General features: G+C 64.3%; 18 protein-coding genes and 1 tRNA gene. 7 read left to right on the plus strand and 12 right to left on the minus strand.

Going from position 1 to position 19,956, the window contains the following annotated elements; translation table 11 throughout:
• Positions 1–3 precede the first annotated feature (3 nt).
• From AC56PL_RS08725 to AC56PL_RS08745, 5 genes are all read right to left on the minus strand, one after another.
• Positions 4–417: a roadblock/LC7 domain-containing protein gene (locus AC56PL_RS08725; protein WP_495513328.1), complete on the minus strand. Its 414-nt coding sequence runs from the start codon at positions 415–417 to the stop codon at positions 4–6.
• Positions 414–3,128, minus strand: a complete 2,715-nt coding sequence (locus AC56PL_RS08730; protein WP_497153610.1) for a HAMP domain-containing sensor histidine kinase — start codon at positions 3,126–3,128, stop codon at positions 414–416. Before AC56PL_RS08730 ends, AC56PL_RS08725 begins: the two co-directional genes overlap by 4 nt.
• 393 nt (positions 3,129–3,521) lie before the next feature.
• Positions 3,522–4,328, minus strand: coding sequence for an MBL fold metallo-hydrolase (locus AC56PL_RS08735; RefSeq protein ID WP_497153611.1), 807 nt, complete (start codon positions 4,326–4,328; stop codon positions 3,522–3,524).
• 34 nt (positions 4,329–4,362) lie between these two features.
• Positions 4,363–5,109: a GntR family transcriptional regulator gene (locus tag AC56PL_RS08740; RefSeq protein ID WP_495513331.1), complete on the minus strand. Its 747-nt coding sequence runs from the start codon at positions 5,107–5,109 to the stop codon at positions 4,363–4,365.
• 27 nt (positions 5,110–5,136) lie between these two features.
• Positions 5,137–6,291, minus strand: coding sequence for an acyl-CoA dehydrogenase family protein (locus AC56PL_RS08745; protein WP_497153612.1), 1,155 nt, complete (start codon positions 6,289–6,291; stop codon positions 5,137–5,139).
• 166 nt (positions 6,292–6,457) lie between these two features.
• On the opposite strand from AC56PL_RS08745, the gene AC56PL_RS08750 reads away from it, so the two are divergent.
• The gene (locus AC56PL_RS08750; RefSeq protein ID WP_497153613.1) at positions 6,458–7,312 is read left to right on the plus strand and encodes an HpcH/HpaI aldolase/citrate lyase family protein; all 855 of its coding nucleotides are present in this window, start codon (positions 6,458–6,460) and stop codon (positions 7,310–7,312) included.
• Positions 7,305–8,291, plus strand: coding sequence for a MaoC family dehydratase (locus AC56PL_RS08755; protein WP_497153614.1), 987 nt, complete (start codon positions 7,305–7,307; stop codon positions 8,289–8,291). The genes AC56PL_RS08750 and AC56PL_RS08755 overlap by 8 nt, the downstream gene beginning before the upstream one ends.
• On the opposite strand, the gene AC56PL_RS08760 is transcribed toward AC56PL_RS08755, so the two are convergent.
• The 5 genes from AC56PL_RS08760 to sp36 form a co-directional block, all read right to left on the minus strand.
• Positions 8,288–9,187 carry an LLM class flavin-dependent oxidoreductase gene (locus AC56PL_RS08760; protein ID WP_497153615.1) on the minus strand — a complete coding sequence of 300 codons (900 nt, stop codon included), beginning with the start codon at positions 9,185–9,187 and terminating at the stop codon, positions 8,288–8,290. The two genes, AC56PL_RS08755 and AC56PL_RS08760, sit on opposite strands and share 4 nt — an antisense overlap.
• An 11-nt stretch (positions 9,188–9,198) precedes the next feature.
• Positions 9,199–10,539, minus strand: a complete 1,341-nt coding sequence (locus AC56PL_RS08765; RefSeq protein WP_497153616.1) for an amidohydrolase family protein — start codon at positions 10,537–10,539, stop codon at positions 9,199–9,201.
• Complete coding sequence (locus tag AC56PL_RS08770; RefSeq protein ID WP_497153617.1) at positions 10,533–11,705, minus strand: CoA transferase; 1,173 nt, start codon at positions 11,703–11,705, stop codon at positions 10,533–10,535. The genes AC56PL_RS08765 and AC56PL_RS08770 overlap by 7 nt, the downstream gene beginning before the upstream one ends.
• Positions 11,706–11,999: 294 nt before the next feature.
• On the minus strand, positions 12,000–12,464 hold the full coding sequence (locus AC56PL_RS08775) for an Atu1372/SO_1960 family protein (RefSeq protein WP_495513338.1): 465 nt from the start codon (positions 12,462–12,464) through the stop codon (positions 12,000–12,002).
• 7 nt (positions 12,465–12,471) lie between these two features.
• The gene (gene sp36, locus AC56PL_RS08780) at positions 12,472–12,636 is read right to left on the minus strand and encodes a Sp36 family protein (protein ID WP_023956445.1); all 165 of its coding nucleotides are present in this window, start codon (positions 12,634–12,636) and stop codon (positions 12,472–12,474) included.
• Positions 12,637–12,780: 144 nt separating this feature from the next.
• Here sp36 and bagA point away from each other — a divergent pair, with 144 nt between their 5' ends.
• Entirely contained in the window at positions 12,781–13,791 is a 1,011-nt protein-coding gene (bagA, locus tag AC56PL_RS08785; RefSeq protein ID WP_495513339.1) for an ATPase BagA, read from the plus strand.
• Positions 13,791–14,885, plus strand: coding sequence for an ATPase BagB (gene bagB, locus AC56PL_RS08790; protein WP_495513340.1), 1,095 nt, complete (start codon positions 13,791–13,793; stop codon positions 14,883–14,885). Before bagA ends, bagB begins: the two co-directional genes overlap by 1 nt.
• Before the next feature lie 58 nt (positions 14,886–14,943).
• On the opposite strand, the gene AC56PL_RS08795 is transcribed toward bagB, so the two are convergent.
• On the minus strand, positions 14,944–15,261 hold the full coding sequence (locus tag AC56PL_RS08795) for a WhiB family transcriptional regulator (protein ID WP_495513341.1): 318 nt from the start codon (positions 15,259–15,261) through the stop codon (positions 14,944–14,946).
• Between the two features lie 227 nt (positions 15,262–15,488).
• Between AC56PL_RS08795 and AC56PL_RS08800 the strand changes: the two genes are divergently transcribed.
• A complete protein-coding gene (locus tag AC56PL_RS08800) occupies positions 15,489–17,954 on the plus strand; it encodes a penicillin-binding protein (protein ID WP_497153618.1) in 2,466 nt (821 codons plus the stop codon).
• Positions 17,955–18,039: 85 nt separating this feature from the next.
• Here AC56PL_RS08800 and AC56PL_RS08805 read toward each other — a convergent pair whose 3' ends face one another.
• Positions 18,040–18,507: a GatB/YqeY domain-containing protein gene (locus AC56PL_RS08805; RefSeq protein ID WP_497153619.1), complete on the minus strand. Its 468-nt coding sequence runs from the start codon at positions 18,505–18,507 to the stop codon at positions 18,040–18,042.
• A gap of 104 nt (positions 18,508–18,611) precedes the next feature.
• Between AC56PL_RS08805 and AC56PL_RS08810 the strand changes: the two genes are divergently transcribed.
• Positions 18,612–19,607, plus strand: a complete 996-nt coding sequence (locus tag AC56PL_RS08810) for a metallophosphoesterase (RefSeq protein ID WP_497153620.1) — start codon at positions 18,612–18,614, stop codon at positions 19,605–19,607.
• A 65-nt stretch (positions 19,608–19,672) separates the two neighbouring features.
• Positions 19,673–19,746 (plus strand) — tRNA-Pro (locus AC56PL_RS08815).
• Positions 19,747–19,956: the final 210 nt, after the last annotated feature.

Here is a 19,956-nt window from a genome sequence, read left to right on the forward strand (position 1 = left end):
GCGTCACCGCTCTCGCATTCGGGCCGACGGTTCCACCATGTTGCCGACGCGCGAGACGAGCACGGCCATCTCGTACCCGACCTGGCCGATGTCGCACGACGCGGCGGTCAGTGTCGCCAGGTGCGATCCGTCACCGACGCTCATCAGCAGGAGGTAGCCGTTCTCCATCTCGACGACCGACTGCAACACCGGGCCGCCGTCGAACAATCGCGCCGCACCTGAGGACAAGCTCGCCAGACCAGATGTCACGGCCGCCAGCTGCTCGGCCCGTTCCTGAGGCAGGTCTTCGCTTGTTGCCATGAGCAGGCCATCGGCCGAAACCAGGACGGCGTGTACGACACCGACTATGTCTCTCGCGAAGTTCGACACGAGCCAGTCGAGCGACCGGTCCGGTGTTGGGGCCACGGAGTAATTCATTCGTTCTCATCCGTTCTGTGTCGGTGGGAGGCGTCTTCGGAACGGCCGGCGCGGACGCCGTCGAAATGGTTCGTGAACTTTCGCCGCACGTCCTCCGGATTCCTCGTCGGTCCGCTCGCCGGATCGGGGCGGTGCGGGAGGGGGGACGTCCGCGACGGGTTGACACCTCCTGGGATCAGGCGGGCGCCGGGCGTACGGGCGGGCAGACCGCTTTCCGTCCGTGTCGTGATCGGAGACTCGGCTGCGCTCGCCGCCGCTGCCCATCCGGCGTCGGCAGCGGTGAACCAGGAACCGCTCGGGCGCTGAGCCTCTGCGGGATCGAGCAACCACTCCGAGACCATGCGTTCATAGATGGACACCGGTGGGCCGCCCTCAGGCAACACAGTCTCAGGAGACATGGCCTCCTGTGCCGACGGCGGAGGTTCGGCCCAGTCCATCGATTCAAAGGCGGGGGTCTGGTCCTTCGGCGGCGGACGATTGTGGCCGTTGGTCGTCGGACCGTTCCCGGTGGCGTCGGCCGCCGCTCTGTCGGCGCGAGCCGCGGGCCGGGCACTGAAGAACGCAGAGGTATCGGAGGGCGAACCGTTCACGTTCCAGTCAACAGTCGACGAGACGGAGTCGGTGGGAGGGAAGACCGGCGCCGGGGCTTTGTCGACTCCGCTCGCTCCGGGCCGACGTCGTGGCAGCCTGGCCGCGGTGAGCTCGGTGTACGCGGTCGAGGAACCGGACTTCGCTGCGGGTGCTGCTGGTGAGGCGACCGCTGTAGGTGCACCTGTGCTCGGGGCACCCCTGTCTGAACCGGCCCCGTCGAACAGACGGTTCGCCGCCGTCCGAGACGATGATGCCGAGTCCCGCCGGGCAGGCCGCCCGTTCCGACTATGCGACGGGAAGGAGGTGACGACCAGGTTCACGGGGATGTGCACGCTGGCGGTGACTCCAGACGTACTCCCCTGCGCCTGCGTCATACGAAGGCGAACCGTCACGTTGTGGCGTTGCGCAAGGCTCCCCACCACGTACAGGCCCATCCGGCGCGCCGTCTCGGGTGTCACCTCGCCGCCGACGGACAACCGGACATTCGTCTCGTCGATCTCCGATGCGGACATCCCGAGGCCACGGTCGGCGACCTCCATGAGGATTCCGCCATCGACGGCACGCGCGGCCGCGACGGAGACAAGGGTGTCGGGAGGCGAGTACCGCAGCGCGTTGTCGATCAACTCGGCGAGGAGATGCACGATGTCGGACGCCGCCGTGGCCACCACCATCGCGTCGGGTACCTCTTGCATCGACACGCGGCGATAGTCCTCGACCTCGGACACAGCGGCACTCAGGACGGTGTCCACAGCCACCGGTTGGTCGTTCTGGTTCCGGCGCGGCGCGGTGCCGGCAAGCACCATCAGGTTGGCCCCGTTACGCCGCATCCTCGTCGCGAGGTGATCGAGGCGGAACAGGCTCTCCAGCCTGCGCGGGTCGTCCTCGTCGCGCTCGAGTTCCTCGATGAGGGCGAGCTGATGGTCCACGAGCGATTGACTCCGCCGCGAAAGCGTCTCGAACATGTTGCCGACCTGGAGTCGCAGTCGCGCTTGCTCGCCGGCGAGTGCCAGGGCTTCTTCGTGGATGTCGTCCACAGCTCGGGCCAGCTGACCGATCTCCTCTTTGGTGTGCACCGGGATGGGGACGACCTTGGGCGGGTCGCCACCCATGCGGATCTCTTCGATCTCGTCGGGAAGAGCCCGGTGCGCAACATCGAGCGCGCCTTGTCGTAGTCGCCGAATCGGCCGGATCAGCGACCGCGCCACCAATAGGGCGACCAGAGACGCGATCAACACAGCGGCCAGGACGATCGCCGACTCGATCCACGCGGCCCTGCGCCGATCGTCCGCCTGCGCGGTCAGCGAATCGATCGACTCTGCGAGAAGACGCTCGGTGATGGTGCTGTACACCTGTCCCGACCTCTCCGCCGAAGCAGCCGCTTCGGCCAGGCCGGCGTTCGATCCGGTGGCGTAGATGGCGAGGCGGCTGTCGAGTTGAGAACGAAGCTCCTGGACTTCCGGAGAGTCGTCACCGAGCAGCACGGCCAACGCCGCGAGATAAGCGCTCTCGCGGCCCGCGGCTTGGTTGGCCAGGCCGAGCGTGGCCTTGTTCGGCTCGGACAGCAGGATCTGCTGGGTTTGCGCCGCCCGGTTACCGGAGAGCGCATCGATGATGCCGTTGCCGAGCGTTCTCAAATCCGTTTTGTCGTCGGCCAACCCGTTGGTGAGATTGGTCACAGAGGCGAGCCAGAGTTCCGTAGCCGCCGCTGTCATGCCCTCTGCGACGGCGATACGATCTGCGACCGGTACCGGCCCGGACTGTAGGCGTTTTCGCAGCTCACTCGCAGCTGCCAAGGCAGCCTGGAACTCGCCGGCGACGTTGGCCTGCAGCGGCGAATCTTTCAGTCGGTCACCGACGGCGAGTGACGACAGCACTTTGCCGAGCTGATCCTCCTGCCCCGGATCACCGGTGGTGGCGAGGTCACCCACCAGGTTGTCGATGACGAACAGCATCGAGGACGCACTCGACTTCTCGACATTCGCCGACAGGTCCGATGCGTCGGCAACCACGGACTGGATACGCAACGCACCAAAAAAGATGGCCAGCGCAAGCGGGAGCGCAACAACGGCCGCGACCTTGACGCTGACCGGCCAGCCGGAAAGGGACCAGATACGCGGCACACCTCTACGCTTCGATGACTCAGTTCCGATTTCGACCACGACTCGAATCCCACTTCGATTCGCCCGGGTGGGCTGGAGGCAAGGGCAACGGATGTTCCCCGGCAAAGACGCCTTGGCTTGATGTGACGCATAACGAAAGCTTGGGCATCTTCTGTGGGAGCAACTTATACCAACGCGTTGCGTGACGATAGTTTTGAGATTGCCCTGACTCGCTTAGGAATAAACGATCAGATGCTTGAGCTGCTCTGAATACGATCATTTTGATCGTCGCGATCAGAGGCCAATATCGCCACGATCAAAGATTAATGACGAAGCCAAACCCGTTGTCGGACGGTACTTTTCAACGCTAACGAATTGTCCTCAATCTCGCCGATAAGATCCATGTCATTAAATCTAATCCTCTGCGAGATAGGCGAGCTGCGTCTTGACCGACATCTTGGCGGCAGGCCAGAGTTTCTTGTCGACGTCGGCATATACCTTTTTCACGACCTTGCCGGGCTTGGCATCTTTTGCACTCACCCCGAGTTCGGCCAGCGCTGTCCGCACCTGTTCGATCCGCTGCTCGCGGTGCGCCTTGTAATAGCGGGCCACCGGGATCAGCTCGGCATGATCGGGTCCGTGGCCCGGCAGCATCACACATTCGTCGCCCTCGACGATGAGCCGATTGAGTGAGTTCATGTAGTCGCGCAATGATCCGTCCGACGGATCGAGAACCGTGGTGCCCCCGCCGAGGATGGTGTCGCCGGTCAACATGGCTCGCTGTCCCTCGTGCTCGACGAGGAAGCTGACCGAATCCCCGGTGTGACCGGGTGTGTAGAGCGCCGTGATCTTCAATCCCGCGGCCTCGATGACCTCGCGGTCGGCCAGGGTCGAGGCGCCGCGGGTGTATTCGGCGCTGCGGGCCCTGATCGGGGCGCCGGTCTGCGCGCGGAAGTACTTGATCGCACCGGTGTGGTCGTAGTGCCGGTGGGTGATCAGCCCGAGCACCACGTTTCCTTGCGCAGCAATGGCTTTCACGTGCTTTTTCTTGCCTTTGGGGCCGGGGTCGACCACAACACAATCCGGATGTCCGGGTGCCCGCAAGATCCAGGAGTTCGTGCCATCCAGAGTCATCATCCCGGGGTTGCGACACAGCAACACCGACGCGAAGTCGGTGACCGGGCGAACTTCACGGTATGCAGGATGCTGCAATTCACTCATGCGACTCAGGCTAACGTCCCCGGCATGACCCAGCTCACCCGCGATCGCGATACAGCGTGACGCGGTAGGTGTAGTGCTCGGGCAGGAAGTGACTGACCGACAGTTCACTGACCACCCCGTTGCTGTCGGTGTACAGCCGATCGATCCGTAGAACAGGCTGACCCGCTTCGCAATCGAGATGTGCGGCGTCGAGGTCATCGGCCTGCCCGACCGTTATGGATTGCGCCGCCTCGGCGATGGGCGCGGCAAGATGCCGTTCCAGGAGCCCGATCACCGTGTAGGTACTGACCGCGCCCTGCGCCATTTCCGGGGCGTCGATGACCAGTCGGGCGACGTCCTCGGGCAGATGGACCGTTGTCAGCACGAATGGGATCCCTTCGTGAACCCGCCGGAACACCACGGTGTAGACGACGTCGCTGTCCAGCCGCAGCCGACTGGCGGCCTCCACATCGATCCGCCTGCGAAGCTGATCGACCACCTCCATCGTGGTGTCGTGCGACAGGTTCATCAGGTCCTCGATCGAACCCTGCTGCCGCACGTACCGCCCACCGGATTCATTGACGAATGTTCCGCGGCCCGGCACCCGATAGACGATGCCGGCTGCCACCAGGTCCACGAATGCCCGGCGCACGGTCTGCCTGCTGACCTCATAGAGCTCCGACAATTCGGATTCCGTCGGCAGGCGCACCCCGTTGTCGTACCGGCCGGCGGCGATGTCCTGCCGCAGCTGGTTGGCCAACAATTGGTAGGCGGGCGCCGCCTCGCTCCTTTTCCCAGGCATGATCGCCACGATGCTACGCGGGCAGGCCTATAGCCCGCCGCGGGACACCAATTGTCCGGCAATGACATTGCGCTGGATCTCGTTGGTGCCCTCCCCGACGATCATCAGCGGGGCGTCCCGGAAGTAGCGTTCGACGTCGTATTCGGTGGAGTATCCGTAGCCACCGTGGATCCGGACCGCATTGAGGGCGATCTCCATCGCGACTTCGGAGGCGAAGAGCTTGGCCATACCGGCTTCCATGTCGCAACGCTCCCCCGAGTCGAACTTCTCGGCGGCAAAACGGGTGAGTTGCCGGGCGGCGGTCAGCTTGGTTGCCATGTCGGCCAGGTAGTTTCCGATCGACTGGTGCTTCCAGATCGGCTTGCCGAAACTCTCCCGCTGCTGGGCATAGGCCAACGCGTCTTCGAGTGCCGCCGCCGCGACACCGAGCGCCCGCGAGGCAACCTGGATGCGCCCGGTCTCGAGGCCCTTCATCATCTGGGGGAACCCCTTGCCCGGTGTACCACCGAGGATCGCCGACTGCCCGATGCGGTAGTTGTCGAAGGAGAGCTCGCATGACTCGACGCCCTTGTAGCCCAGCTTGGGTAGGTCACGTGAGATCGTCAGTCCCGGGCCATGTTCCACCAGAACAATGGAGATACCGGCGTGGCGTGGCGTGGCAGCCGGATCTGTCTTGCAGAGCAGTGCGATCACGCCGGATCGCCGCGCGTTGCTGATCCAGGTCTTGGCGCCGTTGATGACCAGGTCGTCGCCATCGGTCTTGGCCACGGTCGTCAGCGCCTGCAAGTCCGAACCACCAGCCGGTTCGGTCAGTGCCATCGTGGCCCGCATCTCACCGGTCGCCATCGCCGGGAGGTACTTCTGCTTTTGTTCGTCGGTCCCGAACTTGGTGATCAGTTTGGCGACAACGGTGTGTCCGCCCATGGCGCCTGCCAAGCTCATCCAGCCGCGGGAGAGTTCTTCGGTGACCGCCACGTAGCAGGGCATCGACACCGGTGAGCCGCCGTATTCTTCATCGACCGCAAGCCCGTAGATACCGATCTGTTTCATCTGATCGATCCACTTGTCGGGATACTCGTTGGCTTTCTCGACCTCACGTACGGAGGGCTTCACCTCGCGGTCGACGAAATCGCGCACCGTCTGCACCAGCATCGATTCTTCGTCGTTCAAGTTGTAGCTCATGACACCCTCCGCGACAGTGAAACTTTGTACGGCCATATTCGGCGCATAGCAGCCCATTGTCAACCACACATTGCCCGGCTCGACCACACACTGCTTGACACCGCCGAACCTCGACGACCATGATTTGGCCGTACATACGCTATGCACCAGTCACCGAAAGGATGCGATGAGCCGCCGACGATCTGTGCTCGTGGCCCCGGGTTCTGACCGCCGCAAGTTGACCAAGGCACTGCAGGCCGGAGCCGACGAGGTAGTCCTGGATCTCGAGGACGCCGTCACACCCACGAACAAGGGTGACGCCCGCGCCCTGGTGGTCGAGGCCATCAACACGATCACACCGGCGTCCGGTACCACCATCGCCGTGCGCATCAACAGCATCGATTCACCATGGGCGGCCGACGACCTCGCGGCGCTGGCGCAGGCCGGACCCCAACTCTCCAGCGTGGTGGTCCCCAAGGTTCAGGGCGCCGCCGATCTCGAGACAGCCGCCGCCGGCCTCTCCGGCCATGGCGCCACCCTGCAAGCGCTCATCGAAACCCCCATCGGCCTGACATTTCTCGACGACATCTGTAGTGCCGTCGACGAATTGGACGGCCTGATCATCGGATACGCCGACCTCGGGGCCGAACTCGGTCGAGAACCGGGCCTGCCGCCGCACCGGTGGGCAGCCATTCAGGACCGGGTCCTGATCGCCGCGCGGACCGCTGGTATCGCCGCGATCGACGGACCACATCTCGGTACCGGCGACGACGACGATTTCCGGTTTGCGACGCGCTGGGTACGCGAACTGGGGTTCGACGGCAAATGGGTGATCCATCCACGCCAAATCGATTACGTGACCAACGAATTCACTCCATCGGCCAATGTTGTCGAACACGCACAACGCGTTCTGGCCGCACTCGAGGAAGCCGCTCTGCGCGGCGCCGGGGCCGCTCAACTCGACGGGCAGATGCTCGACGAGGCGGTTGCATTGTCTGCACGACGCACATTGGCCAAGGTAGAGGAGAGCATTGATGACTGACCCGATCGCCGTCGGTGGACCATACTTCGACGAACTCGTGATCGGACAGGTCTTCGACTCCGCCCCGTCGATGACCCTGACCGAAGGTGCTGCCGCAGTGCACCAGTCGATACTCGGCGACAGGTTGCGCCTCTCACTTGACGCACACCTGTCACAGGCGGTCACCGGGAGGCCGACGCCACTGGCCCATCCCGGACTGGTCTGCGATGTGGCGATCGGCCAGTCGACGCTGGCGACACATCATGTGAAAGCCAACCTCTTCTACCGCGGTCTCCGCTTCCACCGCTTTCCCCACATCGGCGACACGCTCTACACCTGCACCGAAGTTGTTGGATTACGCGCGAACTCGGTCAAACCCGGACGGCGGCCCACCGGACTTGCGGCCTTGCGGATGGAGACCACCGACGCCGACGGGAACAAGATCCTCGATTTCTACCGGTGCGCGATGATCCCGCTGTCCGGCTCTCCGGCCTCAGGCCGTCCCGAGGCGACCGACGATCTCTCCGCGATCGGCCCCGCCGACGAACCTGCCTTTCAGATCCCCGCCGGCTGGGATCTGTCGGCATTGCCGAAGTCCCAGTCGATTCCGGCACCCGGTACGGTCTACGTATCCAGTGCCGATGTGGTGTCGAGTGCCCCTGAGTTGGCGCGACTCTCACTCAATATCGCGGCCACCCATCATGATGCGCGGATCGGTGGCGAGCGCCTGGTGTATGGCGGTCACACCATCGGCATCGCACTGTCTCAGGCCAATCGCGCACTGCCCAATTTGGTGACGGTATTGGGCTGGCAGTCCTGCGACCATGTCGGTCCGGTACACGAGGGCGACACCATCACCAGCCGACTCGAGGTGGAGTCGGCTGAATCGCTCGATGCCGGTGGAACCCTGTTGAAACTGCGGTCATTGGCCGATGTTGTTGCCGCCGATGGCACTACAACACCCGTGCTCGATTGGAAGTTCACCGCCCTGACGACTTAACCATCCAGTACCCCCGCGATCACCTCGCGCCCGAAAATCTCGATGGTCTCCGGGTCGGCGAGATCGTGGAGGCGGACGATACACAGTTCGACCCCGCGATCAATCTCGGCCTTGAACATGTCGACCAGTTCGCCGGGTGTACCGACGAGGGCTTTGCCCCAACCGGATTCAGGCAGCCGGCGAGCGGTTCTCTCGATCACCTTGGCGCGCAGCGACTCGTCGGTTACAACACCCACGGCATACTGCACCGACAGGCGCGCACCACCGCTCAACGGACGCAGTTCGTCGAGCTGATCACGCGCGCCACCAACGCAGTTCCACCAGTCTGCGTATTCGGCGACCAGCGGCATCGTCAGTTGTTTGCCTGCTCCGCCGATGTGGATGGGGATCGAACTCTGGACCGGCGTCGGCCTGCCGTAGGCACCGGACAGCGCAAAGTGCTTGCCCTGGTACTCGAACGGCTCTCCGGAGAACATCAGGCGGAGGATCTCGACCGTCTCCCCCAACTGCTGCGCACGTTCCCTCCGTGACCCGTGTTCGATGCCGAACATCTCGAACTCGGCTTCGATCGATCCCCAGCCCAAGCCCAGATCGAGCCTGCCTCCAGAGATCCGGTCGACTGTGGCCGCCATCTTCGCCAGAACCGCCGGGTGCCGAAGTGGGTTGCACACCACCAGATGTCCGAGCCGGATGTCCGAGGTCGCCCCGGCGATCGCCGACAGCAATGTCCAGCTCTCCAGCGCATCGAGGGACGGCGCGCCGGGCGCAAAGAGGTGGTCCATCACCCAGAACGAATCAAATCCGGCCTGCTCGGCGCCCCGCGCGGCGGCGATCACGGCATCGGCCTCCATCCCCAACTGGGGAACGAAGATCCCGAACTGCGGCAGATCTGTCATCTCTTCACTCCTCATCGGCCTATCAACCGTCCACCGATCACCGTGGCGGCCACAAGTTCTGCGTCGAGCTCGGCGAGTACCACCTCTGGCGGTTCGGAGAGCAGGCACAGATCGGCCACCGAACCGGCGGTCAGCTCACGTGGCGTTCCCGGATCGCCGGGCTCGCCCAGGAACAGTTCTACGGCAGACCTGGCCGAAATACGCTCCGAGATGGACAGTTCCGATCCGCTCACCGTTGTGCGATCGCGCGCCGCGCGCATCGCCGCCCAGGGATCAAGATCCCCGAACGGGGCGTCCGTGCTGCCTGCCACCGGTATTCCAGCGCATTGCAGACTTCGCAGCCTCCAGAGTTCTTCGTGCTCGGCGGTCGGCACATCCTGTAGGTACTCGTCGCCGCGTTCGGCCACGAAGCCCGGTTGCGTCACCACGGTGATGCCGAGTTCCGCAAGGTCATCGATCATCGCCTCGGGTACCACTGCAGCGTGTTCGATGCGGTCGCCGGCGTGCACTCCGGCGGACCGCAGCGCGGTGGTGGCCACCACCAACTGCACGGTGGTGACGCAGTGCAAGGCCACCGTAGCGCCCCGGAGATGCACCGCCGCAATCCATTCGGCGAGGGCATCGAGGTCGAGGGTGGTGTCGTCGAGAATACGTTTGACCGGCCCGAACGACAGGTGCGGATGGTCGCGTCCCGAATCGGCAGACATCACCAGGACCCGCTGACGGATCTGACCGCCGCCGACGGCGGCGTCGAGCGAATCCAGGTCGGACGCGGTCAGATCCGGGGTCGCCTCCGTGACGGCGGTGACGCCGTACGCACTCAAACGGCGGCTGAGCGGACCGAAATCAGTGGGATTGCCGGTGGTTGTCGCAGCCACCTGGGCGTCCTGCCGAAAGAGCTGTCCGGTGGGATGATCGCCCTGCCCGAGAGCAGCCAGACCGGCCGAGTTCACGAACCACATCGCACCGCTACGATGCTGAATCCGCAAGGGCACGTGCGGAACCAGCGTGTCGAGAGTATGCCGGTCGAGCTCTCCGGCGACGCTGTGGTGGTAGCCGACCGCACGGATCCACCCATCCGGTTGCGGGGTCGCCGTGATCAGCGCAGCCCTGAACTCCTGTGGGGTCCGGACCTGCGGGGGACCGACCCTTGTCGACTCGGCCGCGGCCGCGGTGGCCCGAAGATGGATGTGGTGGTCGCAGAGGCCTGGGATCAGGGTGCCTCCTCGTCCATCGAGAACTGTTTCTCGTTGTACCGCAACCAGTTCAGAACCGACCTCACCGATGCGGTCACCCACCGTGCGCACCGCGATGGGCTCCCCGGTGAGTCGTCGCGCATTGACGATCAGCATGCCGCCCGACTCTCGATCAGACCTGCCACCCACTGCGCGTCCACCGCCGCGCCGGTGGCCTCCGCGATGACGGGCACCCGGGCGACAGTGTCGGCGTGATCGTTGTGACTCGGGATCGTCTGCACTGCAGCGTATTTTGCCGCAACCCCCGACATCACCAGGTCGATGATCTCCCCTCCGCCGCGACCGAGCGATGCGACCACCGCGCCTGCGGCTTCGAGCCCCGTCAACGGGTCGGCAATCGCGTCGCCACAGAACACCGGACCGGCACTCCCCTGTCCGACAAGTCCACCGGCGACCGCCGCGTCGTCACCGAACGCCACCCGGTTGCGCATGTCAGGGGCCGTGCCGTATCCGGTGATCCGAACCCAGACCCGACCCGCGCGGGGTGCACGTGTCGCGGCGTCCAGCCCCGCGGACTCCAGCGCCCGTGGTCGCGATGCCTCGATCACCACGTCGGCGACGTCGAGCAGATTCGCCAATTCGATGTTCCGGCTGGTGATCTCGGCTGGAAAGAGATGCTTCCCACCGTTCATCCACCGGAAGAAGTCGGGGTTCCCGGCGCGAGCGCCGTCCGGCCGGCCGGGACTCTCCACCTTGATCACCGTGGCTCCCAGGCGCCCGAGAAGTTGTCCACACAGCGGTCCGGCCCACATCGCGGACAGGTCGACCACCAGCAACTCGCTGTCGACTGCCCGCGGCTGCGACCGGGCCCAACCTCGCGTGATCACCGACGGTGGTGCGGTCGCCGATCCCAGCACCGATGCGGGGATCTCGAGCATCTGTGCGCGCTCGACGAGTTCGTCCGCCACCCAGGCCCGGGCCGCGACTTCCAGCGTCGACCACACGTCCTCGATGGGTTCATCGGTACTGAGCAATGCGCCCAGCGATTCGATGTCAGTGCTGCGGGCCAGGGAGAACGCCGCCCAGGTGTCGCTGCACCGGATCAACCGGGTGGCACCGCCCACCGATATCCGCCCCTGTCGCCGGGTCCCCATCAGCGCGGATCGGCCTGCGAGGAGATCGTCGACCGAGACATCAAAGGGCGCTGCGGCCTCGTCGGCCAGCGCCAGGATGCCGGCCCGGCTGAAATCAGGTGGGCCGCCGGGGTCACCGGTCAGATGAGCCATCCCGCTACTGGCCCAGCGCCTCGCCGGATCGGTCACCGATGCTCCTTCTGGTCCCCCGCATTTCGCACCAGCCTATTACCCAGCTCACACCCGCCTGTCATAGGCGGTAGGGGGGTCGATTCCATCGTCACGACGATGAGTTCGCCGGGATCTCGATGCCACAAGGCTTCAAGACAAGGGTGCCCAGGTCTCACTCATCAACACCGCCAACGGTTTCGGCGGGAAATGTCGTCTGGACCAGACGAATCCGCGCGCCCACGTGATTCGGAGTGAGCGCGCGGACCGGTGAAGGTTTGGAGCAGTGTTACAGCTGGATCGATACCGCTGTGGTCAGACCTCGACGATGAGTTCGACCTCGACCGGTGCACCGAGAGGCAGTTCGGTTACACCGACTGCTGATCGGGCGTGGGCTCCGGCTTCACCGAAGATCTCACCGAGCAGGTGCGAGGCGCCGTTGATGACGACGGGCTGTCCGGTGAACCCGGGTGCCGAGGCCACGAATCCGACGACCTTGACGATCCGCTTGATCGAGTCGATACCCACCAGCGCGTCGATGGCGGCCAGCGCGTTCAGCGCGCAGACCCGTGCGGCCTCTGCGGCGGCGTCGGGCCGGACCACACCTTCGGCGCCCTCGGACACCTTGCCGTGCGCTGTGAGCTCTCCACCGAGCATCGGCAGCTGACCCGAGGTGTATACGAGGTTGCCGGTCTGGACGGCAGGCACGTATGCGGCAAGGGGCGCCACCACTTTGGGGAGCACGATGTTCAGTTCAGTCAGTCGCTCCGACCAGGTCATGTGCAGATCAGCCTTTCGCGCGCTTGAGGTAGGCGACGTGCTGCTCGCCGGTGGGTCCGGGCAGGACGCTGACCAGCTCCCAACCGTCGGCACCCCACTGGTCGAGAATCTGTTTGGTGGCATGGGTCAGAAGCGGAACGGTCACGTATTCCCAGGCAGTTGGCTCACTCATGTGCCCAGCCTAACGGCTGCATACGCGCAAGCCAGGGGCAGCCGCGGTCAACTGTCGGAACCACAGTCGGGGCGAGCGACAAAACTTGGGCCCGAAGTCCGCTGCGCCATGTTGGTCACCGCCCTTGATGGATAAGGTGAGCCGGTGACGTCAGAACAACCTCAGGGTTATCACTGGCCGGAAGCAGCCAGGAAAGCACGGCTTCATTTCGTGTCAGGTAAGGGTGGGACCGGGAAGACGACCGTCGCGGCTGCGCTCGCGTTGGCGCTTGCGGCCGAGGGCAAGAAGGTGTTGCTCGTGGAATGCGAGGGGCGGCAGGGCATCGCGCAGATATTCGATGTCCCGCCGTTGGCACCGACCGAGACCAAAGTCGCGACCGCAGAGGGCGGCGGCCAGGTCTCGGCGCTGGCCATCGACATCGAGCACGCATTGCTCGAATATCTCGACATGTTCTACAACCTCGGATTCGCCGGCCGCGCCATGCGCCGGATCGGGGCGATCGATTTTGTCACCACCGTCGCGCCGGGGCTTCGCGATGTTCTGGTGACCGGAAAGATCAAAGAGTGCGTGGTCCGGACGGACAAGAAGGGCAACCGGATCTACGACGCGGTGGTTGTGGATTCACCGCCGACGGGCCGGATCGGTAACTTCCTCGATGTCACCAAGGCGATGGCCGATCTGACAAAGACCGGTCCGCTCCGCAATCAGAGCGACGGTGTCGTGAAGCTACTGCACTCGGGCGAGACCGTGGTGCATCTGGTGACCCTGCTCGAGGCGATGCCGATTCAGGAGACCATCGATGCGGTGAACGAGCTCGAGGGCAAAGACCTGACGATCGGGTCGCTGATCATCAACAGGGTGTCGCCGCAGCATCTGCCTGCCGCTTCGGTCACCGACATCGCCGATGGCGTGATCGACGCCGGCCGGCTGAGGGCTCAGCTCGACGCCGCAGGCCTGACCGTCACCGAAGCCGACTTCGAGGGCCTGTTGACCGAGACCATCGAGCATGCCAGCCGGGTGCAGGCACAACTCGAGGCCGGGGCCGAACTGGAATCGTTGCACCAGGACAAGCTGCAACTCCCGGCCTTTGACGAAGGTATCGACCTCGGCGGTCTCTACGACCTGTCCGAGATCCTGCAGAAAGCGGGTGCCTGATGCCCATCGATCTGAAAATGGGTGCGATCCTCGTCGATCCGGGCACCAAGGTTGTGATCTGTTGCGGCGCAGGTGGAGTCGGCAAGACCACCACTGCGGCGGCGATGGCGGTCTGGGCTGCCGAGCGTGGTCGCAAAGTTGTTGTGCTGACGATCGATCCGGCCAAACGCCTTGCCCAGTCGCTGGGCATGGACGAGCTGACCAACAGCCCGCAGCCGGTGAAGATCGACGGTGAGGGAACGCTCGACGCGATGATGCTCGACATGCGCAGGACCTTCGACGAGATGGTCACGCAATACTCGCCGCCCGATCGGGCCGAGGCGATCATGAACAACTCCTTCTATCAGACGGTTGCCAGCTCGTTCTCCGGGACACAGGAATACATGGCGATGGAGAAGCTGGGACAGCTTCTGGCACAGGATGATTGGGACCTCGTGGTGGTCGATACCCCACCGTCGCGCAATGCCTTGGATTTCCTCGATGCACCGCAGCGACTCGGTTCGTTCCTCGAAGGTCGCCTGATGAAGGTGCTCGTCGGCGGTGGACGCGGTGTCGGGCGCGTGGTCACCGGCGCCGTGGGCCTGGCGATGAAGGGCGTCTCGACGATCATCGGCGGCGAGACCCTGCGCGACGTGTCCGTGTTCGTACAGTCACTCGACACGATGTTCGGCAGCTTCCGCGAGCGGGCCAACAAGACTTACACGCTACTCAAACAGCCGGGGACCAAGTTCGCGGTGGTTGCCACGGCCGAGCCGGACGCACTGCGTGAAGCCGCATTTTTCGTCGATCGACTGTCGGAAGAGAAGATGCCGCTGGCCGGGCTGATCCTCAATCGGACCCATCCGAATCTGACCAGCATCAGCGGATCGACCGCCGAGGCCACCGCCGCGCAGATCGATGATCCACTGACCAAGGCGATTCTGACCATTCACGCGGAGCGGGCCACCATCGGTAAACGCGAGCTGCACCTGCTGCACAGCTTCACAACCTCACATCCCACGGTTCCGATCGTGGGCGTTCCGGCATTGCCGTTCGAGGTCGCGGATATGACCGCGTTACGTGCCGTGGCCGAACAGCTCACAAACAAAGGCTGAAAACATGGAAGGAGGCGGTCTCCCCGGCCGCCTCCTCTGGTGATTTATTTTTGACTACTCAACCAACGCCGACGATTTGACGCCTGCGCTGAGTTTCGAAGAATGTGCTCCACGAGGTGACCTCGGGATGCTGCCGCAGAAGTGCTCGACGCTGACGCTCCGTCATCCCGCCCCACACACCGAATTCGACGTGGTTGTCGAGTGCATCAGCTCCACATTCGAGTTGCACCGGGCAATGCCGACAGATGGTTGCCGCCTTGCGCTGGGCAGCGCCGCGGACAAACAGCTGGTCAGGATCCACCTCACGGCACCGTGCCCTGGCCACCCAGGCCAGTCTGGCTTCGTTTTCTACGGTCGCAGCTGCCGCTTTCGCCATGTGCATCCCCTGTCTAAAGCATATGAAGTACGCCTGGACTTGCATTTACGACTGAATGTTATGTGAGTCACATTCAAGTAGAACTAATCTATGGATCACAGTCATGGCCAGTCAAGAGCTGGGTTGAAAAAAGTGGCACTGACGTCCAAACAGATGAGGTATCGGGTCGATCTCAAGACCGTCGAACCCCCTCGAGGCACCGCGGGGTGACACGTATCGTGGCGGGCGTGTCGAAGTCGAAGTCTTTAACTCTGCTCGTTGGATCCTGTGTCCTGGCCGGAGTTCTGGTCGCCGGCCTGCTGTTTCCGATCGCCGGCGGCCTTGGCCTGGTGTCGAATCGGGCGGCGGACACCATGCAGAACGTGTCGTCGGAGCTCATCGAGGGGCAGGTCCCCGAGGTCACGACCATGACAGACGTCAACGGCAAGCCGTTTGCGTATGTCTACGACCAACGTCGCACCCAGGTCGGATACAACGACATCTCGCCGGAAATGATCCGAGCGATCATCTCCGTCGAGGACCGCCGATTCCTCGATCACGACGGCGTCGACTGGAAGGGGACCATCCGCGCGTTCCTCAAGAACCAGTCGTCCGGCGAGGTCCAGCAGGGCGCATCGACCATTGACCAGCAGTACGTGAAGAACTACCAACTACTGGTACTCGCGCAAAACGATGCCGAGCGCCGCGCGGCCACCGAGACGACTCCGGCCCGCAAGCTCAAAGAGGTCCGCATGGCGTTGACCCTCGAGAACACGCTCACCGAGCAGATCAAGAGCGACCGGAACCTCAGCGACGCAGAGGCCAAGCAGGAGGCGAAGAAGGAGATCGTCACCCGTTATCTGAACGTGGTGCCGTTCGGTAACGGGGCCTACGGCATCGAAGCCGCCGCCCAGACCTACTTCGGCAAGCCGGCCAAAGATCTGACGGTGCCCGAATCAGCCATGCTCGCAGGCATGGTCCAGTCGAGCTCGGCCCTGGACCCGTACGCCAACCCCGAGGGTGTGATCGAACGCCGCAACGTCGTGCTCGAGACGATGGTCTCGAACTTCCCGAACCGCGCCGCCGAATACCGCGCCGCGATGAGCGCCCCGCTGGGCGTTGCCCCCTCCCCGATCACCCTGCCCAATGGCTGCCTCTCCGCCGCCGACGCCGGATTCTTCTGCGACTACGCACTGCAGTTCCTGGCCGCCAACGGCATGAACCGCGAAGCCATCAACCGTGGCGGCTACACGATCCGCACCACGCTTGATCCGGCCGTCCAACGATCGACGGATGCCGGCGTTCAGAAGATCACCGACCCCAACCTCGATGGCGTTGCGACGGTGATGAGCGTGATCAAGCCCGGCACCGAATCGCACGACATCATGTCGATGGCCTCGAGTCGTGCGTACGGGCTCGATCAGAACGCGAACCAGACCGTCCAGCCGCAGCCGTTCTCGATGGTCGGAGACGGCGCCGGATCGATCTTCAAGATCTTCACCGTCGCCGCAGCCATGGAGAACGGGCTCGGCGCCGGATCGTCGCTGGTGGTCCCGCCATCGTTCCAAGCCCAGGGCATGGGGAGCAGCGATGGCGCCAACGGCTGTCCCCCGGCCAGCTACTGCGTCAAGAACGACGGCAGGTATCCGGCCCGGATGTCGGTGACCGACGCTCTCGCGCAGTCGCCCAACACCGCGTTTGTGAAGCTACTGCAGGACGTCGGTGTGGGACCGGCTGTCGATATCGCGGTTCGGTTGGGCATGAGGTCCTATGCCAGCCCCGGAAGCTCCGGTAACGGCGAGCAGTCTCTGGCGGACTACTTCAAGCAGAGCAACCTCGGTTCGTTCACCTTGGGACCGACCGCGGTCAACGCGCTGGAGTTGTCGAACGTCGGCGCAACGCTCGCCTCGCACGGCGTCTGGTGCCCACCCAATCCGATCGCATCGATCACGCAGCCCAAGCGGGACCGCTACGGCAACGAGGTGGTCGACGCCAACGGCGCCCCCGCGGTCCAGGAAGTCGCCTTCGAGCGACCCAAGTGTGAGAAAGCCGTCGAACCCGGGCTCGCGGACACCCTCGCCAACGCCTTGAGCGCCGACGATCGCGGCGCGGGTACCGCCGCCGGTGCCGCCAGTTCCACCGGTTGGAGTCTGCCGTTGGCCAGCAAGACCGGCACCACCGAAGCGCACCGCTCGTCGGCTTTTGTCGGTTTCACCAACAATCTGGCTGCGGCCACCTACACCTACAACGATTCCCCGACGCCGTCCGAACTCTGCTCGGGCCCACTTCGGCAGTGCGGCAGCGGAACCCTGTATGGCGGTAGTGAACCGGCACGGACCTGGTTCACCGCGATCATGCCGATCGCCAACAACTTCGGGCCAACCACGCTGCCGCCCAACGATCCGCGCTATGTCGCCGGAGTCGGCGGCGCATCCGTCCCGAATGTGGCGGGCATGAGCGCAAGTGCGGCCACCAAACGCCTCGAGGACGCCGGATTCCGGGTCGCTTCGGTCCAGACAGACGGTACTGCGACCGCGGGGACCGTCCTGTCGACGAGCCCTGCGGACACCGCGATCGGCGGCAGCACCATCACGATCTACGTCAGCACCGGGCGAACGCAGCCACCGCCACCGGCGACGTCACGTGCACCCGCTCTGCCGACGACGATCACCGTGCCGGGGATCGGTCCGATCGAGATCCCGCCACCCCCATAACCAAAATTCGCGCCACTTGCTTACGTTTGCGCCGGTTGCAACCGGTGCGAACGCAGGTAAGTGGCGCGAATTCGGGGTGCTGCGGTTACTGCAGTCGCGCGCGGACCGCAGCCGACAGTCGTTTGCCGTCGGCCCGGCCGGCTGCCAGGGCTGTGGCCTGTCCCATGATCTGGCCCATCTGCTTCATCGTCGGCTCGGCGCCCGTCTGTTCCGCGACGGCCGCATAGGCCTGGTTCACCACTGCCTCAAGCTCGGTGTCGTCGAGCTGGCTCGGCAGGTAGCGGGCGATGATCTCAGCTTCGGCGCGCTCCTTGGCGGCGAGTTCCTCACGGTCGTTCTCGGCGAAGATCGAGGCCGCCTCGGCCCGCTTCTTGTTTTCGCGGGCAAGCACTTTGAGCACGTCGTCGTCGGTCAACTCACGTGCCGCCTTGCCGGAGACCTCTTCGGCACCGATCGCGGCCAGAACCATCCGCAACGTCCCGGTGACGAGGGTTTCCTTGGCCTTCATGGCAGTGGTCAGATCGGCGCGGATCTGTTCCTTGATGGTCGACATGAGGTCAAAGCTACGCCGACGAGGTACCGCGTTCCCAACCTGTTTTCTCTCAGGGCATAGGGCGAGCAACCTGCGGGTTCGGGACCGGCGCGTATTCTGGGACCATGATTCAGGGACTACAAGGCGCTCCTCGGCGCGGGAATCAACTCTCACGCCCGACGCTGCAGCAGATCGCGCTCAGCGCCGTCGCCGCAGGCGCAACCGGCCTCGCCTACGCAACTCTGGTGGAGCGCAATGCCTTTGCGCTGCGCCATCAGACACTTCCGGTGCTCGAGCCCGGCGCCACACCACTGCGGGTTCTGCATATCAGCGACCTGCACATGATGCCTGGCCAGCGCCTCAAGCAGGCCTGGGTCCAGGAACTCGCCGGCCTCAAGCCCGACCTGGTGATCAACACCGGCGACAACCTTGCCCACCCCCAGGCGGTGCCCGCGGTGGTGCAGGCCCTCGGTGGACTGCTGTCGGTGCCCGGGTTGTTTGTTTTCGGCTCCAATGACTACTTCGGTCCGACCGCCAAGAACCCGCTGAAGTACTTCAAGAAGAACCACAAGCGGTCCCATGGGGAGCCTTTGCCCTGGCAGGACCTGCGGGCGGCGTTCACCGAGCGTGGCTGGCTCGATGCCACCCACTCGGTCCGTGAACTCGAGGTCGCCGGGGTCCGCGTGGCCGCCGCCGGCGTCGACGATCCACACATCGGGCGCGACCGCTACGAGACCATCGAGGGACGGCCCAACCCGCTCGCGCACCTGCGCCTGGGCCTGACCCACTCGCCCGAGCCGCGCGTCCTGGACCGGTTCGCCGACGACGGCTACGACCTCGTCATGGCCGGCCACACCCACGGTGGACAGCTCTGCCTGCCGCTGTACGGCGCGCTGGTGACCAACTGCCACCTCGACCGGTCGCGGGTCAAGGGACCGTCCGCATGGGGCGCCTCGATGCGCCTGCACGTGAGTGCGGGCCTGGGCACCTCCCCGTACGCACCGGCCCGTTTCTGCTGCCGTCCGGAGGCGTCGTTGTTGACGCTCACACCGGTCTCCGATCACGACTCCGATTTTGACCAGGAAGGCTCGCTTCCGCCGATCAGCGCCGAGGCCAATTGAGGCCCTTGACCAGGCGATTTAATGCCTCGGGCGGACTGCGGTAAGCTATCGCAGGTTGATTGTCACGGGGTGTGGCGCAGCTTGGTAGCGTGCTTCGTTCGGGACGAAGAGGTCGTGGGTTCGAATCCCGCCACCCCGACTGAAAGACCGATTTCGATCGGTCTTGCAAGATGTGTTGGTTGAGACACAAGCAGTGAGACCCCGGTTCGCAGAAATGTGAGCCGGGGTTTCCTCGTATCTGCGGTCCCCTCGCCCGCTGTTCCCATCGGTTCGCGGTTGCAGAAGTTTCGTGATGTCCGATCTGGGTAAAGAAGAAGTGCACCCCACATTTCTTTGTGGACTGACAAGC

Source organism: Williamsia sp. Y721, from assembly GCF_059683565.1.

Bases quoted from the DNA above. Each gene is read 5' to 3' on its own strand.
- AC56PL_RS08725 (WP_495513328.1), bottom strand. From the start codon at position 417: ATGAATTACTCCGTGGCCCCAACACCGGACCGGTCGCTCGACTGGCTC.
- AC56PL_RS08735 (WP_497153611.1), bottom strand. From the start codon at position 4,328: ATGAGTGAATTGCAGCATCCTGCATACCGTGAAGTTCGCCCGGTCACC.
- AC56PL_RS08740 (WP_495513331.1), bottom strand. From the start codon at position 5,109: ATGCCTGGGAAAAGGAGCGAGGCGGCGCCCGCCTACCAATTGTTGGCC.
- AC56PL_RS08745 (WP_497153612.1), bottom strand. From the start codon at position 6,291: ATGAGCTACAACTTGAACGACGAAGAATCGATGCTGGTGCAGACGGTG.
- AC56PL_RS08750 (WP_497153613.1), top strand. From the start codon at position 6,458: ATGAGCCGCCGACGATCTGTGCTCGTGGCCCCGGGTTCTGACCGCCGC.
- AC56PL_RS08755 (WP_497153614.1), top strand. From the start codon at position 7,305: ATGACTGACCCGATCGCCGTCGGTGGACCATACTTCGACGAACTCGTG.
- AC56PL_RS08760 (WP_497153615.1), bottom strand. From the start codon at position 9,187: ATGACAGATCTGCCGCAGTTCGGGATCTTCGTTCCCCAGTTGGGGATG.
- AC56PL_RS08765 (WP_497153616.1), bottom strand. From the start codon at position 10,539: ATGCTGATCGTCAATGCGCGACGACTCACCGGGGAGCCCATCGCGGTG.
- AC56PL_RS08775 (WP_495513338.1), bottom strand. From the start codon at position 12,464: ATGACCTGGTCGGAGCGACTGACTGAACTGAACATCGTGCTCCCCAAA.
- sp36 (WP_023956445.1), bottom strand. From the start codon at position 12,636: ATGAGTGAGCCAACTGCCTGGGAATACGTGACCGTTCCGCTTCTGACC.
- bagB (WP_495513340.1), top strand. From the start codon at position 13,791: ATGCCCATCGATCTGAAAATGGGTGCGATCCTCGTCGATCCGGGCACC.
- AC56PL_RS08795 (WP_495513341.1), bottom strand. From the start codon at position 15,261: ATGGCGAAAGCGGCAGCTGCGACCGTAGAAAACGAAGCCAGACTGGCC.
- AC56PL_RS08805 (WP_497153619.1), bottom strand. From the start codon at position 18,507: ATGTCGACCATCAAGGAACAGATCCGCGCCGATCTGACCACTGCCATG.
- AC56PL_RS08810 (WP_497153620.1), top strand. From the start codon at position 18,612: ATGATTCAGGGACTACAAGGCGCTCCTCGGCGCGGGAATCAACTCTCA.